This is a genomic window from Margalitia sp. FSL K6-0131, assembly GCF_038008735.1.
GTDB classification, from domain to species: domain Bacteria; phylum Bacillota; class Bacilli; order Bacillales; family Bacillaceae_C; genus Margalitia; species Margalitia shackletonii.
Genome location: NZ_JBBOZS010000001.1, coordinates 30,882 through 47,258, shown reverse-complemented (window position 1 = coordinate 47,258; position 16,377 = coordinate 30,882). Strand labels below are relative to the sequence as shown.

Below are 16,377 nucleotides of genomic sequence, written 5' to 3'. Positions count from 1 at the left end.
AAATCCTACACAAGCTTTGCATTCACTTAACATTTACTTTACACATAAAATAGGTCATAAATAGCTCAAAACTGGAAATTTACAGTATATATTTTACTCTATAATTCCTGCCTTATTTCGACATCATCAAAATAGCATTTTTCCTAAAAATGATAAAAGTAATAAAACAGTCAATATTTAAAAAGCAAAGCGCATATAAAAATAGCATAGAGAATCACGTCGAAAAATGTTCCACGTGAAACATTCTATGCTATTTTTCTTTTAATGATTGGAAAAAGTAACTAAAAGAATATTACAATTACTTTACAAGAGCTCCATTTGGAAGACTTTGGTCTACACTAGCCAGTGAAAGCACACCGTCTTTTTTACCTGCTAAAATCATTCCTTGTGAAAGCTCCCCTCTGAGTTTTACAGGTTTCAGGTTTGCAACACAGATCAATTTTCGGCCAATTAATTCCTCTGGTTTATAAAACTCAGCGATTCCAGATACAACCTGTCTCTTTTCATAACCTAAATCCAATTGTAGCTTCAGTAGTTTATCCGCCTTTTTCACCGGTTCCGCATGAAGCACCTGTGCTACACGAAGTTCAACTTTCATAAAATCATCAATTGTGATTTCTTGCTTTTGATCAACTATTTCTTCCTTTTTATCCGATGGTTCTTCTACTTTCGGAGCAGAGCTGCCCATCTTTTCTTTGATAAAGTTTACTTCCTCTTCCATTTCTAGTCTCGGAAATATAGGATCGCCTTTTTCCACTACTTTAGTTCCTTCTGGGATGTTTCCAAATGACTCAAGGCTTTCCCAAGTTTTCAAATCATTATTTAGAAGAGCTAGTTGTTCAAAAATCTTTTCTGGTGTTTTAGTTAAAAATGGTTGCAATAACACGGCAATTCTTCGCAGTGATTCCGCTAAGTGAACCATTACATTAGCGAGTTCGTCTCTTTTTGAATCGTCTTTAGCCAAGTTCCAAGGTGTTGTTTCATCAATATATTTATTAGAACGGCTAATCAGCTCCCAAATAGCCGATAAGGCAACAGAGAATTCCATCTTTTCCATTGCATCCTCATACTTTTTCACTGCCGCTTCATTTACTTGGATTAATTGTTGATCAAACTCACTATTAGAACCTTTATATGCTGGAATTTTACCATCAAAATACTTATTAATCATAGCAATGGTTCTATTTAATAAGTTCCCTAAATCATTTGCCAAGTCAAAATTGATTCTTTCCACAAATCCTTCCGGCGTAAAAACTCCGTCAGCTCCAAACGGTACCTCGCGCAATAAATAGTATCTGAGTGAATCTAATCCATAACGATCTATTAATGTTACAGGATCTACAACGTTTCCTTTTGATTTGGACATTTTCCCATCTTTCATTAATAACCAGCCGTGTGCAAAAACTTTTTTCGGAAGTGGAAGATCCAACGCCATTAACATGATTGGCCAATAAATAGTATGGAATCGAACAATTTCCTTTCCTACTAAATGTACATCCGCAGGCCAATACTTTTGGTATCTCGAGTCATCGTCTGTTCCATATCCTAAAGCTGTAATATAGTTGGAAAGTGCATCGATCCAAACATAAATAACATGTTTTGGATCTCCTGGAACCTTTACCCCCCAGTCAAAGGTCGTACGCGATACTGCTAAATCTTCAAGCCCAGGCTTAATAAAATTGTTAATCATTTCGTTCTTTCGTGATTCAGGCTGGATAAAGTCAGGGTTCTCTTCATAATATTGAAGAAGACGGTCGACATATTTCCCCATTTTAAAGAAATAAGACTCTTCTTTTACCCATTCTACTGGATGACCGCTATCCGGGCTCTTGCCCCCTACTACTTTTCCATTCTCTGTAATTGGATCTACAAGTTGGTGTTCTGTGTAGAAGGTTTCATCCGGAACGGAGTACCAGCCCTCGTATTGATCTAAGTAAATATCACCTTGATCTAAAAGTCTTTTAAAAATTTTTTCAACCACTTTTTTATGTCTTTCTTCTGTAGTACGAATAAAATCGTTATAAGAAATATCCAATTTATCCCAAAGAACACGTATCCCACTTACAATATCGTCCACGTATTGTTGCGGTGTAACCTTTTTTTCTTCCGCCTTTCGTTGTATTTTCTGGCCATGTTCATCTGTTCCAGTTAAATACATAACATCAAAACCGCGCATTCTCTTATAACGCGCCATTGCATCACCTGCTACCGTGGTATAGGCATGTCCAATATGTAAATTTCCGCTTGGATAATAAATAGGTGTCGTAATGTAAAATGTTTTCGACCTTTCGCTCAACTTAAGTTCCCACCTTTTTATAAAGTAATATTCTTATACAAATACGATCAAATGCGTACGCCGATAGGCGCTGTAGATAGACGTAAACTATTTTTAAAAGGTTTCCACAGGATTATCCTAATCGACAAAAAACTCTCACCCAAAGGACGAGAGCTCTTTAATGCCATTTTGGGGCAATTCTTAGATACCTTTTATATTTCATATACATCATAACCTCTTATATCATCAAAATATACATAAAAAGTATGCATCCTGCAACTTTTGACTGTCTTTTTTCTATTATTTCTTACTCTTTATTTTAATGAATTCAACAGATTTTGTCGAAAAATATTTGTGAATTAATTTTACATTTTTTTACGATTATGATACTTTTTATACATTTTCACATCATTATTATACAATCATTACCTTAATAATTACCTTTATATCAATGTTTTTACGAGTTTTTTAAATTCCTATTTTATACAAAATAATTATTGACGGATATGGGAATGCTTGGTATGATATAAACAGTTATAAAAAATATGTCGAAAATCGTCGACAAAATAACCGGAGAAAATGAGAGGAGAAACAAAATGAAATCTACTGGTATTGTACGTAAGGTTGATGAATTAGGTCGTGTAGTTATTCCTATTGAGCTTCGCCGTACACTTGGAATTGCAGAAAAAGATGCATTAGAAATTTACGTAGATGATGAAAAAATTATCCTTAAAAAATATAAACCTAGCATGACTTGCCATATTACTGGTGAAGTTTCTGATAATAATGTTCAATTAGCAGGCGGAAAATTAGTTCTTAGCCGTGAAGGTGCCGAATTATTATTACAAGAAATTCAAAACGCATTTCAATCTGCGAAGTAATAAGAGATCCGACAGGCATGAGCTTGACATAAAAAAGGATGACTGTATAAATAACAGTCATCCTTTTTCTTCAACATGATACTCTTGATAAACATCCCTTTTAGGGATTCCCCGATCTTTAGCTGTCTGTTTGATAGCATCCTTTGAACTTAATCTTTCTTGATTAATATAGGTATTTACATGTTCGATAACGGAAAGGGATTCCCACCATTTTTGTTCTTCATCTAACTCTTCACTTTCATTTCCTTGAACAATAATACAAAATTCACCGCGTATATCATTCTGCTCAGACCATTCCAATATTTCCTCTATTGTGCCTCGAATAAATTCCTCAAACTTCTTTGTTAATTCTCTGCACAACGTTATATTCCTGTTTCCTAATACACTATTCATTGCTATTAGCGTATCTTTCAAACGATGTGGAGCTTCATATAAAATAAAAGTGGATGTTTGTTTTTTTAAAATCTCCAATTCCTCGATTCTTTCTTTCTTCCCTCTAGGAAGGAACCCATAAAAATAAAAAGGCTGCGGTTTTAACCCGGAGGCAATTAATGCTGTTAATGCAGCATTGGCCCCTGGTAAAGGAACAACAGAAATCTGTTCCTCAATGGCCGCTACTACTAGCTCATAGCCTGGGTCTGAAATGGATGGCATTCCCGCATCACTAACAAGTGCCACCTTTTCTCCGTCTAACAACCGTGAAATTAATAGTTTAGAGCTTGTCTCTTTATTATGCTCGTGATAGCTAGTAATAGGAGTGGATATATCAAAGTAGTTACACAGCTTTTTTGTGTTTCTTGTGTCTTCTGCAGCAATAATAGATGCCTCTTTCAATATTCTAATCGCCCTAAATGTCATATCTTCTAAATTTCCAATCGGAGTTGGCACAAGGTATAATATTCCTTTATTTTCTTCATTCATAAAACTTTTTTGTTGCTGCATTTGATCGACCAGCCTTTTTCAAAAATTGTTCTCTCTCGGTCTAGTGAGTTTTTTAAAAGTATGTTCAGGACGCATAGCTTCCTAATATGTAACAAACTCCTCATCATATAATAATCTAACCAGATTCCTAAATTTTATATACTTTGCACCTTTTCGTGTTGCTTATGCTCCTTCAAACTTCTAGTTAAATTAGTTATATAAACGCTATAAAATATGCTTATTCCGCTTTTCCATATAATATTTCTTCAATCTCATCTGTATATTGGTTATTATCTTTATACACAATCTGTGGTGGAAGGACTTTTAAATCTCGATTGCCGTCTTTTATTCCTTCAATTAGAATAGTATTCGCCTCTTTCCCTAATTTCGGATATACAAATTGAAGGCGCTTTGGCTCTAGTCGATATTTTTGCATCAAGGTTAATATATCCACCAATCTTCCTGGCCTATGGACAAAAGCTGCCTTCCCGCCTTGTTTTAATAATAAGCTGCTTGTTTTTACGACATCCTCTAGCGTACACATTATTTCATGTCTTGCAATCGCTAAATGTTCATTTTCATTAATAATCCCTTTAGGCGGAGTAACAAAATACGGAGGGTTACAGGTAACAACATCAAATTTACCTATTCCCAATTCCTTTGGCATATCCTTTAAATCGCCATTTATCATATGTATTTGATTTGTTAATTGGTTGTACTCTACACTTCTTACCGCCATACTATAAAGTCTTTCTTGAATTTCTACCCCTGTAATCATCCCTTTTGTGCGTGTACTTAATAATAGCGGGATTACGCCATTTCCCGTACACAAATCGATGATGTTTCCCTTTTGGATTGGAAGATAGGCAAATCTGGCTAATAGTACAGCATCTAGAGAGAAAGAAAATACAGATGGGCTCTGAATAATTCTTAAATTTTCTGCAAGTAAATAATCCAGTCTTTCATCGCCTATTAGCAAGCTAGTCAACCTCCGTTAAAAAGGAGGTTGTCCCAAAAGCAAATTGACCGACACTTATGGAACAACCTCTATATACATTTTATTTCTTATTTAAAAACGACAGACAAAATAAACAATCTTCATCTTTTCGAGGACTTCCAAAATGAACATTACAAATGTGAAATCCTTCTTGATACAATCTCGCAAGATTATCGTAGCCTTCACCAATATCTATTTCTTTATCGGCTTTATCAGGGTAATCTTTTCTATCCCTACCGGAAAATGAAATACTCTCGTTGTTTATGGATTTTCCTCTGTTATCCAGCCGCCTTCGTAAATGTTCATTTTCTATTCTTAATGCATTATTTTCTTCTATCATCTTGGCTAAATACTTTTTTAATTCACCCAGCTGCTGATACAAATCACCAATTTGTATTTCCATGTTGCTGACTGAATCGAAGAATTCGTTTTTATCCATAAACTCCACCTCATTATTCCGTGGCTTGGATTGATATGGCATCTTCATTCAGGATTTCATCCATCGTAAATTCCAATATCCGTTCTTGCCCAGCTAATTCTATTTGTAAAACTCTCTCCAAAATATTTAATCCAATAACTTTACCCATTCCATTAGGTGTCTGTATCATTTCACCGATATCGGGTAAGCTTTCCTTCGCTGCTTCGTATTCATCATTTTCATATTTTAAGCAGCACATTAAACGTCCGCATAAGCCAGAAATCTTAGTAGGATTCAGCGATAAATTCTGATCCTTGGCCATTTTGATGGAAACTGGCTCGAAATCTCCCAAAAAGGTAGAGCAACAAAGCATTCGTCCACATGGGCCAATTCCGCCTAGCATCTTCGCTTCATCTCTCACACCAATTTGCCTTAATTCAATCCTGGTTCGGAAAATAGCTGCCAAATCTTTTACAAGCTCACGAAAATCGACACGGCCATCAGCGGTAAAATAAAAAATTACTTTATTTCGGTCAAAGGTATACTCCACATCCACTAGCTTCATATCAAGCTGATGCTCTGCAACCTTTTCACAACAAACCTCATATGCTTCCTTTGCTGCATCTTTATTTTCGCTAACTATCAATTGATCCTTTTCATTTGCAATTCGAATGACCTTTTTTAATGGCAAGACAACATCGTTTTCATCGACTGACTTACGATCTGTTACCACTTTACCAAATTCTATTCCCCGAACTGTTTCTACAATTACAGAGTCATTTTTTTGAATAAAGAGATCACCCGGATCAAAGTAATATATTTTTCCGGCCTTTTTAAATCTAACTCCTACAACATCAAACAAAGGTAGATCCCCCCTGCAATTTTAAAACAAGTTGTTCCATTAATAATTGAGGATTCATATTCGCGTTTAACTTACGTTTTGCCTCTAAAATGGAAGTCATTTTATCTGTTAAAGAACGAGTGGATAATTGTAATGCATCAGCCTCGAATGAACCACGATAATTTGGATATAGAAGATGTTTATCCTTACCTATCCGTAATGAAATAAGATCTTTATATACAAAAAGCAATAGATCCAGCCCGCGATCTATTTGACTTTTTTCTTTGAAATGAGAAAACCAGTCCTCTTGGAGTGCAACCATAGCAGAGGCTGCACTTTTCTTAAGGGCCTCATATAATTTTAACACTAATTTTCTAGCTTGTGCAAACCACTCATCATTATTTAACTCAAGAGCCTCTTGAATATTATTGGTAATACTAGCTAATATGAATGCATTAGAAGGAGAAACACCCATTTCTAATAATTTATTGACTAAGATATCAGTTGGGAATGTTCTAAATGTAATAACCTGACATCTTGAAATGATGGTAGGCAAAATTTGTTGAATTTGCTCCGTAATTAATATTGCAGTAGTACCTTCATTCGGCTCCTCCAGAAACTTTAGCAAACTATTAGCCGCATTTACCGTCATCTTATCCGCATGGACAATCGTATATAATTTCCTCTTAGACTCTACACCTGATTTGCTAAACTCTTGCTGTAAATTCTTAATTTGGTCCTTTTTAATAGACAGACCATCAGGTTCAACTAAATGAACATCAGGATGACTTCCGTTATTTATTCTCTTGCAATTAATACATTCTTCACAAGGTTTAAATTGATCTTGTAAATCCAGACAAAGCAATGTCTTTGCAATTAAAAAGCTTGCATCCTTTTTGCCTGTTCCACGCTCTCCCTCAAGCAGATATGCGTGCGCAATTCTATTTTTTTGGATACTATTTTTTAATATCTTTGCCGCAAGAGGTTGAACCTTTTCTAGTTCATCCCATGTTACTGCCAAACTGCATCACTCTCTTACGTATATAAATTAATTAATAATCCTTTTATTTCGCCAATTTTCCCTAATATATCAATGGATGGTCTTTCTTTTTTTATATAATCATTGGTAAGCTCTACAAGCTGCTTATCTACTGTTTCAATGATATTCAGCTTTCTGCCTTCTCCGAATTGATTCCAAGTATGTGATTGCTTTAAATTCATTCCAAAATCAACGGTTTCACGTATAAATCGCTTCACCAACGTTTTATATTTTGCTAAGTCCTTAAAAGTGCGGGATTTAGCAAGCTTTTCTCCAGCGCTTTCAATTTCAGATAATAATTTGTTTAGTTGGTCCATCTGAAGCTTTTCATCTTGTTTTTGAACAATAGCGGAAAACTTTGTTCCACTATTCGTGACTTGTTTCGAATCCTGACGGGATTTTTCAAGACCAACTCTTATATCTTGATTAATTTTCACTTTATTCTCCTCTTTAAAGGCCGTTTCGTTTTTTCGTTCTTTTTCAAAATAATGTATTGTTTAACTTTGAGGAATTTTTTCCTTCAAAAATAACATAGTGTAACTTTATGAGAGTTAAGAATTGTTACTGATTAAAAATGATGAAATTGCTCAACTGGAAGTACAAATACCGTTGCTCCTCCAACTTCTACTTCTACAGGATATGGAATATATGAATCTGCATTTCCACCCATTGGTGATACTGGTGCCATTAGCTGTTCACGTGACTTACAATTATCCTTGATTACTTGAAGGGCTTTCTCCACTCTGATGTCTTCTGTTCCAATCATAAATGTCGTGTTACCAGACTTTAAAAAACCACCTGTACTTGCAAGTTTTGTAACCCTAAAATTATGATCGACCATCGCATTCATTAATCGAGCACTATCCTGATCTTGTACAACCGCTAATATAAGTTTCATAATACTCCCCTCCTAAAATATTGTTTGATAGATTATCTATTCATTCCGCGATAAAACTTTTTTCTATTATACCATTTATTATTATATATGTATTTGCGTTCATACCGTAATAATCCTCTTTATTCACAAAAAACCTTGAAGAAATAATTTCCTCCAAGGTCACTTTTGCAAAAATTCACTTCATTTCCATTGTGTAAATTTGCATTACTTTTTCCTTCACCATTTGATATACCTCATTTATTTCTTTACTTGCATCAATTTCATGAAATCTTTTTGGGAATCTTTCCTTCAATAAGGTAAACCCTTCATGAACCCTTTTATGAAAATCAAGCTCCTCCAGGTCTAATCTATTTACTTCTCTCCCCTTATTATCTTGAATTCTTTTCAGACCAATTTCCACTGGTACATCAAAATAAATAGTGGCATCAGGCATTACATCCTCAATAGCAAATTGATTAATGGAAAACACTTCGTCAATCCCTATGCCTCTTGCAAAACCTTGATACGCGAGGGAGCTATCAATAAAACGATCACAAAGCACGATGGACCCCTTTTTTAAAGCGGGCAATACTCTTTCCACTAAATGCTGTCTTCTGGCAGCAGCATATAATAATGCTTCTGTGCGGGAATCCATTTCTGTATTATTTTTATTTAAAATAACTTCACGAATTTGTTCCGCAATCCTGATACCGCCTGGTTCCCTAGTCATGACAATATCTAGACCATTTTGCTGCAGTTCCTTTCCTAATTTTTGCAGAATGGTTGTTTTTCCAGCTCCCTCAGGCCCCTCAAATGTGATAAATAAACCTTTCATAAGATGTCCTCCGATATTCGACAGAATATAGCTTTTCTACAATTACCTATCTTTAAATACAGATATGTTTCCTTTATATAAAGGAGAAATATCACCTTGAAATTTAGCGTTCAATGCAAGTAACTGCTCTAGTCTTTCAATCTGCTCTTTTTTTATTTTTTCGCCAGGTAGTAGTAATGGTATTCCTGGCGGATAAGGAGTAACCATTTTTGCAGCAACACGATTAATTGCATTCTTTATTTCTACATACTCCACTTCATTATGTTCCATTTCTTCATATGTCATGGACAATGAGGTAAGCTCCCCCTTATTTTTATACAGCATTTTTTCCACTTGTATAGAGGGAGTCCATTTTTCAAGCGAAGTCTTTATTCTTTTCACAGTGTCACCATATGGGTATGTGAAACCTTGCTTGAGTAACGGAAGAACGAAAACAACATGGTATTGATCTGCTAATTCGGTAAAAATGGCTTGTTCCTCTAAAATTTCCTGCAGCTCAAAGCCTGAATAACCTTCATAAGAAACAATCACCTTAAGTGGATCCTGCTCTTTTCTTGTTTTTACAGATAACCCGTCAATTAGTGACAACTGTGAAATAAATCGATTTCGATGTGACAGAGTGAATTCCAAATCCTCTTTTGTAAAGTTCGCTAAGTAATGACGAGCAATATCCAAGGAAACCATTATTGGATAAGATGGACTACTTGATTGAAGCATCCCCAGATAATATTTAATCCGTTCATTCGAAACACGTTCACTGTTTATATGTAAATAAGAACCCATCGTCATAGCCGGGAGCATTTTATGTGCGGAATGAATGACTATATCAGCTCCTAATGTGACCCCCGAATCTGGAAAGGGACTACCTATTAGAAAATGTGGTCCATGTGCTTCATCGACGATTACCAAACCATTGTTTTGATGTACAATTTCAATAATATCTTTTAAATTGTACGTAAAACCATAATAATTAGGATACGTCAGGATGCATCCTTTAAGATTAGGGTAGCGTTTAAAAGCATCCCTTACCAGTGACGGTTCTATTTCCATCGGTATACATAATTCATTATCCACTTTTGGGGAAAGAAATATTGGATTTACATTCGCCATAAAAAGTGCATTTAGAACAGACTTATGGCAATTTCGCTGGACAAGGACATAGTCCCCCTTTGTAAAAGATGCTAAAATGCTTGCCACGTTCCCTACGGTACTCCCATTTACAAGAAAATAACTGTTTCTTGACCCATACAATGAACTCAGTAATTTTTGTGCATCAAATATTGGTCCTTCTGGTGCATGTAAATCATCCAGACCTCTTAGCTCTGTTACATCATATTGAAGAAATTTTGCCCACTCAGGGTTTACTTCCTTATATACAAGTCCGTTTTTATGTCCTGGGACATGATAGGATATAGGATGTTTTTCTTTAAAATTATTTAAAGCCTCATATAAGGGAATTCTTTTTTGATTCACTTTTAATGATTACCTTTCCTTCTTTAGCTTATCTTATTGTACTATACGTATCCATAAAGGGGAAACCTTCATATGAAATGATTGAATGACGCTCAAAAAAATAAAAACCAAGCTCCGTTTATATGGCTTGGTTAGGAAATATTTTGTTTGTACGTAATCATTTTTAGTCGTTCAATATAATACTTGTATTTGGGATCATTTGTATCCGTTAAAACCATATCTTTTTCACAATCTTCACAAATAAAGGAAGTATATAGATGGATCCCTTTTTCTTTATTCTGTTCACAAACGATACACGTTTCCCCTGTCTTTCCTATTGCTGAAGAGCTCATGCCTCTCCACCTCCATACCATTCATTATTCCCAACAATTATTTTAATATACAATATTCTAAATATTAGTTCAGGGAATATGAGTACATTTACTATTGTATGTTTTTTAGGTATTCCTTGTGTATGTCTATAACATTATTCCTTTTTTGTTTTGTTAAAGTAAATACTCTCGTGATACATTAGCATAATCTCGCGAAAATGGCACTTAATCTCGTCAATTTAGCAGTTAATCGCGCAAATCGGGACTATAGAACTATTTTTACCATACAAAAAAGCCACAGACCAATATCTGTGACTTTCTCCGATTGCCTGGCAACGTCCTACTCTTGCAGGGGGAGAGCCCCCAACTACCATCGGCGCTGAGAAGCTTAACTTCCGTGTTCGGGATGGGAACGGGTGTGACCTTCTCGCCATAATTACCAGACTATATGAGGTTTGTTCCCTCAAAACTAAATACTGTAGAAGAAGAAGTAAAGAGAATCGCTCTATTTTGGTTAAGTCCTCGATCGATTAGTATTCGTCAGCTCCATGTGTCGCCACACTTCCACCTCGAACCTATCAACCTGATCATCTTTCAGGGATCTTACTAGCTTGCGCTATGGGAAATCTCATCTTGAGGGGGGCTTCATGCTTAGATGCTTTCAGCACTTATCCCTTCCGCACATAGCTACCCAGCGATGCCTTTGGCAAGACAACTGGTACACCAGCGGTGCGTCCATCCCGGTCCTCTCGTACTAAGGACAGCTCCTCTCAAATTTCCTACGCCCACGACGGATAGGGACCGAACTGTCTCACGACGTTCTGAACCCAGCTCGCGTACCGCTTTAATGGGCGAACAGCCCAACCCTTGGGACCGACTACAGCCCCAGGATGCGATGAGCCGACATCGAGGTGCCAAACCTCCCCGTCGATGTGGACTCTTGGGGGAGATAAGCCTGTTATCCCCGGGGTAGCTTTTATCCGTTGAGCGATGGCCCTTCCATGCGGAACCACCGGATCACTAAGCCCGACTTTCGTCCCTGCTCGACTTGTAGGTCTCGCAGTCAAGCTCCCTTGTGCCTTTACACTCTACGAATGATTTCCAACCATTCTGAGGGAACCTTTGGGCGCCTCCGTTACTCTTTAGGAGGCGACCGCCCCAGTCAAACTGCCTGCCTGACACTGTCTCCCACCCCGATCAGGGGTGCGGGTTAGAATTTCAATACAGCCAGGGTAGTATCCCACCGACGCCTCCACCGAAGCTGGCGCTCCGGCTTCAAAGGCTCCTACCTATCCTGTACAAGCTGTACCAAAATTCAATATCAGGCTGCAGTAAAGCTCCACGGGGTCTTTCCGTCCTGTCGCGGGTAACCTGCATCTTCACAGGTACTATAATTTCACCGAGTCTCTCGTTGAGACAGTGCCCAGATCGTTACGCCTTTCGTGCGGGTCAGAACTTACCTGACAAGGAATTTCGCTACCTTAGGACCGTTATAGTTACGGCCGCCGTTTACTGGGGCTTCAATTCAGAGCTTCGCTTACGCTAACCCCTCCTCTTAACCTTCCAGCACCGGGCAGGCGTCAGCCCCTATACTTCGCCTTGCGGCTTCGCAGAGACCTGTGTTTTTGCTAAACAGTCGCCTGGGCCTATTCACTGCGGCTCTCTCGGGCTTGCACCCTACCAGAGCACCCCTTCTCCCGAAGTTACGGGGTCATTTTGCCGAGTTCCTTAACGAGAGTTCTCTCGCTCACCTTAGGATTCTCTCCTCGCCTACCTGTGTCGGTTTGCGGTACGGGCACCTTTCACCTCACTAGAGGATTTTCTTGGCAGTGTGGAATCAGGAACTTCGGTACTATATTTCCCTCGCTATCACAGCTCCGCCTTCACGGTTACGGGATTTGCCTCGTAACCAGCCTAACTGCTTAGACGCACATAACCAGCAGTGCGCTTACCCTATCCTCCTGCGTCCCCCCATCGTTCAAACGGTGAAGAGGTGGTACAGGAATATCAACCTGTTGTCCATCGCCTACGCCTTTCGGCCTCGGCTTAGGTCCCGACTAACCCTGAGCGGACGAGCCTTCCTCAGGAAACCTTAGGCATTCGGTGGAAGGGATTCTCACCCTTCTTTCGCTACTCATACCGGCATTCTCACTTCTAAGCGCTCCACTAGTCCTTCCGGTCTAGCTTCACCGCCCTTAGAACGCTCTCCTACCACGGACACCTGTCAGGTGTCCATCCACAGCTTCGGTGATACGTTTAGCCCCGGTACATTTTCGGCGCAGAGTCACTCGACCAGTGAGCTATTACGCACTCTTTAAATGGTGGCTGCTTCTAAGCCAACATCCTGGTTGTCTAAGCAACTCCACATCCTTTTCCACTTAACGTATACTTTGGGACCTTAGCTGGTGGTCTGGGCTGTTTCCCTTTTGACTACGGATCTTATCACTCGCAGTCTGACTCCCAAGCATAAGTATTTGGCATTCGGAGTTTGTCTGAATTCGGTAACCCGATGAGGGCCCCTAGTCCAAACAGTGCTCTACCTCCAATACTCTTCATCTTGAGGCTAGCCCTAAAGCTATTTCGGAGAGAACCAGCTATCTCCAAGTTCGATTGGAATTTCTCCGCTACCCACACCTCATCCCCGCACTTTTCAACGTGCGTGGGTTCGGGCCTCCAGTAAGTGTTACCTTACCTTCACCCTGGACATGGGTAGATCACCTGGTTTCGGGTCTACGACCTCATACTTATTCGCCCTATTCAGACTCGCTTTCGCTGCGGCTCCGCTTCATCAGCTTAACCTTGCATGAAATCGTAACTCGCCGGTTCATTCTACAAAAGGCACGCTATCACCCATTAACGGGCTCTAACTACTTGTAGGCACACGGTTTCAGGTTCTCTTTCACTCCCCTCCCGGGGTGCTTTTCACCTTTCCCTCACGGTACTGGTTCACTATCGGTCACTAGGGAGTATTTAGCCTTGGGAGATGGTCCTCCCTGCTTCCGACGGGATTTCACGTGTCCCGCCGTACTCAGGATCCACTCTGGAGGGAACGAAGTTTCAACTACAGGGTTGTTACCTTCTTTGACGGGCCTTTCCAGACCTCTTCATCTACTCCGTTCCTTTGTAACTCCGTATAGAGTGTCCTACAACCCCAAGAGGCAAGCCTCTTGGTTTGGGCTTCTTCCGTTTCGCTCGCCGCTACTCAGGAAATCGCGTTTGCTTTCTCTTCCTCCGGGTACTTAGATGTTTCAGTTCCCCGGGTCTGCCTTCATTACCCTATGTATTCAGGTAAAGATACTGCTCCATTACGAGCAGTGGGTTCCCCCATTCGGAAATCTCCGGATCAAAGCTTGCTTACAGCTCCCCGAAGCATATCGGTGTTAGTCCCGTCCTTCATCGGCTCCTAGTGCCAAGGCATCCACCGTGCGCCCTTACTAACTTAACCTATAAGGTTATTACTACTTTAAAATGGATGAAATCCATAAAGTGGCGATTCTCGGTTTTACTTGGTTTCTTCTATCAGTATCTAGTTTTCAAGGAACAAAAATTGGTGGAGCCTAGCGGGATCGAACCGCTGACCTCCTGCGTGCAAAGCAGGCGCTCTCCCAGCTGAGCTAAGGCCCCATAATGAAATATGCAATTATAATGGTGGGCCTAAATGGACTCGAACCATCGACCTCACGCTTATCAGGCGTGCGCTCTAACCAGCTGAGCTATAGGCCCATCTTTCTTTCTCATAGAAAGATTGCTCTTTCAAAACTAAACAGAACGAAAACGTCTCTTCGTAACCACGAAAGTGGTTTTCCATTATCCTTAGAAAGGAGGTGATCCAGCCGCACCTTCCGATACGGCTACCTTGTTACGACTTCACCCCAATCATCTGTCCCACCTTCGGCGGCTGGCTCCAAAAGGTTACCTCACCGACTTCGGGTGTTACAAACTCTCGTGGTGTGACGGGCGGTGTGTACAAGGCCCGGGAACGTATTCACCGCGGCATGCTGATCCGCGATTACTAGCGATTCCGGCTTCATGCAGGCGAGTTGCAGCCTGCAATCCGAACTGAGAATGGTTTTATGGGATTGGCTTAACCTCGCGGTCTCGCAGCCCTTTGTACCATCCATTGTAGCACGTGTGTAGCCCAGGTCATAAGGGGCATGATGATTTGACGTCATCCCCACCTTCCTCCGGTTTGTCACCGGCAGTCACCTTAGAGTGCCCAACTGAATGCTGGCAACTAAGGTCAAGGGTTGCGCTCGTTGCGGGACTTAACCCAACATCTCACGACACGAGCTGACGACAACCATGCACCACCTGTCACTCTGTCCCCCGAAGGGGAACGCCCTATCTCTAGGGTTGTCAGAGGATGTCAAGACCTGGTAAGGTTCTTCGCGTTGCTTCGAATTAAACCACATGCTCCACCGCTTGTGCGGGCCCCCGTCAATTCCTTTGAGTTTCAGCCTTGCGGCCGTACTCCCCAGGCGGAGTGCTTAATGCGTTAGCTGCAGCACTAAAGGGCGGAAACCCTCTAACACTTAGCACTCATCGTTTACGGCGTGGACTACCAGGGTATCTAATCCTGTTCGCTCCCCACGCTTTCGCGCCTCAGCGTCAGTTACAGACCAGAGAGTCGCCTTCGCCACTGGTGTTCCTCCACATCTCTACGCATTTCACCGCTACACGTGGAATTCCACTCTCCTCTTCTGCACTCAAGTCTCCCAGTTTCCAATGACCCTCCACGGTTGAGCCGTGGGCTTTCACATCAGACTTAAGAAACCGCCTGCGCGCGCTTTACGCCCAATAATTCCGGACAACGCTTGCCACCTACGTATTACCGCGGCTGCTGGCACGTAGTTAGCCGTGGCTTTCTGGTTAGGTACCGTCAAGGTACCGCCCTATTCGAACGATACTTGTTCTTCCCTAACAACAGAGTTTTACGATCCGAAAACCTTCATCACTCACGCGGCGTTGCTCCGTCAGACTTTCGTCCATTGCGGAAGATTCCCTACTGCTGCCTCCCGTAGGAGTCTGGGCCGTGTCTCAGTCCCAGTGTGGCCGATCACCCTCTCAGGTCGGCTACGCATCGTCGCCTTGGTGAGCCGTTACCTCACCAACTAGCTAATGCGCCGCGGGTCCATCTGTAAGTGATAGCCGAAGCCATCTTTCAATCTTTCCTCATGCGAGGAAAGAAGTTATCCGGTATTAGCCCCGGTTTCCCGGAGTTATCCCAGTCTTACAGGCAGGTTACCCACGTGTTACTCACCCGTCCGCCGCTAACTTTTAAAAGCAAGCTTTTAAAAGTCCGCTCGACTTGCATGTATTAGGCACGCCGCCAGCGTTCGTCCTGAGCCAGGATCAAACTCTCCAAAAAAGTGTTTGATGTAGCTCATTATTTAAAACATTGACGTTTTGTTCTGTTTAGTTTTCAAAGATCAATCATTGTTGCTTTTTTAATGAAGCAACTTTTATATAATATCACTTTTAAATCCCTTTGTCAAATGTTTTTTTCTTA

Annotated in this window: 12 protein-coding genes, 2 tRNA genes and 3 rRNA genes; 1 reads left to right on the top strand and 16 read right to left on the bottom strand. The window is 40.3% G+C overall.

Translation table 11 applies throughout. The features are described 5' to 3' along the window. Positions 1-298 precede the first annotated feature (298 nt). Entirely contained in the window at positions 299-2,296 is a 1,998-nt protein-coding gene (gene metG, locus NSQ59_RS00235; protein WP_126648491.1) for a methionine--tRNA ligase, read from the bottom strand. A gap of 575 nt (positions 2,297-2,871) precedes the next feature. On the opposite strand from metG, the gene NSQ59_RS00230 reads away from it, so the two are divergent. Continuing rightward, the gene (locus NSQ59_RS00230; protein ID WP_055741667.1) at positions 2,872-3,156 is read left to right on the top strand and encodes an AbrB/MazE/SpoVT family DNA-binding domain-containing protein; all 285 of its coding nucleotides are present in this window, start codon (positions 2,872-2,874) and stop codon (positions 3,154-3,156) included. 57 nt (positions 3,157-3,213) lie between these two features. Here NSQ59_RS00230 and rsmI read toward each other — a convergent pair whose 3' ends face one another. The 15 genes from rsmI to NSQ59_RS00155 all read right to left on the bottom strand — a co-directional run bounded on the left by rsmI (position 3,214) and on the right by NSQ59_RS00155 (position 16,236). Continuing rightward, a complete protein-coding gene (gene rsmI / locus NSQ59_RS00225; RefSeq protein ID WP_340828517.1) occupies positions 3,214-4,098 on the bottom strand; it encodes a 16S rRNA (cytidine(1402)-2'-O)-methyltransferase in 885 nt (294 codons plus the stop codon). 217 nt (positions 4,099-4,315) lie between these two features. Further along, complete coding sequence (locus NSQ59_RS00220; RefSeq protein WP_055741666.1) at positions 4,316-5,056, bottom strand: tRNA1(Val) (adenine(37)-N6)-methyltransferase; 741 nt, start codon at positions 5,054-5,056, stop codon at positions 4,316-4,318. A 79-nt stretch (positions 5,057-5,135) separates the two neighbouring features. Beyond that, complete coding sequence (yabA, locus tag NSQ59_RS00215) at positions 5,136-5,513, bottom strand: DNA replication initiation control protein YabA (RefSeq protein WP_055741665.1); 378 nt, start codon at positions 5,511-5,513, stop codon at positions 5,136-5,138. Between the two features lie 13 nt (positions 5,514-5,526). Next, positions 5,527-6,354 (bottom strand): PSP1 domain-containing protein, encoded by an 828-nt coding sequence (locus NSQ59_RS00210; protein ID WP_055741664.1) that lies wholly within the window; start codon positions 6,352-6,354, stop codon positions 5,527-5,529. Continuing rightward, positions 6,347-7,354, bottom strand: coding sequence for a DNA polymerase III subunit delta' (gene holB, locus NSQ59_RS00205; RefSeq protein WP_055741663.1), 1,008 nt, complete (start codon positions 7,352-7,354; stop codon positions 6,347-6,349). Before holB ends, NSQ59_RS00210 begins: the two co-directional genes overlap by 8 nt. A 14-nt stretch (positions 7,355-7,368) precedes the next feature. Beyond that, positions 7,369-7,809 (bottom strand): YaaR family protein, encoded by a 441-nt coding sequence (locus tag NSQ59_RS00200; RefSeq protein WP_055741662.1) that lies wholly within the window; start codon positions 7,807-7,809, stop codon positions 7,369-7,371. Between the two features lie 131 nt (positions 7,810-7,940). After that, the gene (locus tag NSQ59_RS00195; RefSeq protein ID WP_055741661.1) at positions 7,941-8,270 is read right to left on the bottom strand and encodes a cyclic-di-AMP receptor; all 330 of its coding nucleotides are present in this window, start codon (positions 8,268-8,270) and stop codon (positions 7,941-7,943) included. 175 nt (positions 8,271-8,445) lie between these two features. Then, positions 8,446-9,084, bottom strand: coding sequence for a dTMP kinase (gene tmk, locus NSQ59_RS00190; RefSeq protein ID WP_055741660.1), 639 nt, complete (start codon positions 9,082-9,084; stop codon positions 8,446-8,448). Positions 9,085-9,126: 42 nt separating this feature from the next. Further along, positions 9,127-10,557, bottom strand: a complete 1,431-nt coding sequence (locus NSQ59_RS00185) for an aminotransferase class I/II-fold pyridoxal phosphate-dependent enzyme (RefSeq protein ID WP_055741659.1) — start codon at positions 10,555-10,557, stop codon at positions 9,127-9,129. A 131-nt stretch (positions 10,558-10,688) separates the two neighbouring features. After that, on the bottom strand, positions 10,689-10,889 hold the full coding sequence (locus NSQ59_RS00180; RefSeq protein ID WP_055741658.1) for a sigma factor G inhibitor Gin: 201 nt from the start codon (positions 10,887-10,889) through the stop codon (positions 10,689-10,691). 306 nt (positions 10,890-11,195) lie between these two features. Continuing rightward, a 5S ribosomal RNA gene (gene rrf / locus NSQ59_RS00175) occupies positions 11,196-11,312 on the bottom strand. Between the two features lie 66 nt (positions 11,313-11,378). Then, positions 11,379-14,313, bottom strand: a 23S ribosomal RNA gene (locus NSQ59_RS00170). 103 nt (positions 14,314-14,416) lie between these two features. Further along, a tRNA-Ala gene (locus NSQ59_RS00165) sits at positions 14,417-14,492 on the bottom strand. Positions 14,493-14,514: 22 nt separating this feature from the next. Then, positions 14,515-14,591 (bottom strand) — tRNA-Ile (locus NSQ59_RS00160). Between the two features lie 94 nt (positions 14,592-14,685). Next, positions 14,686-16,236: ribosomal RNA gene (locus NSQ59_RS00155) — 16S ribosomal RNA — on the bottom strand. Together the 16S, 23S and 5S rRNA genes with 2 tRNA genes alongside form the textbook arrangement of a ribosomal RNA operon. Positions 16,237-16,377 lie beyond the last annotated feature (141 nt).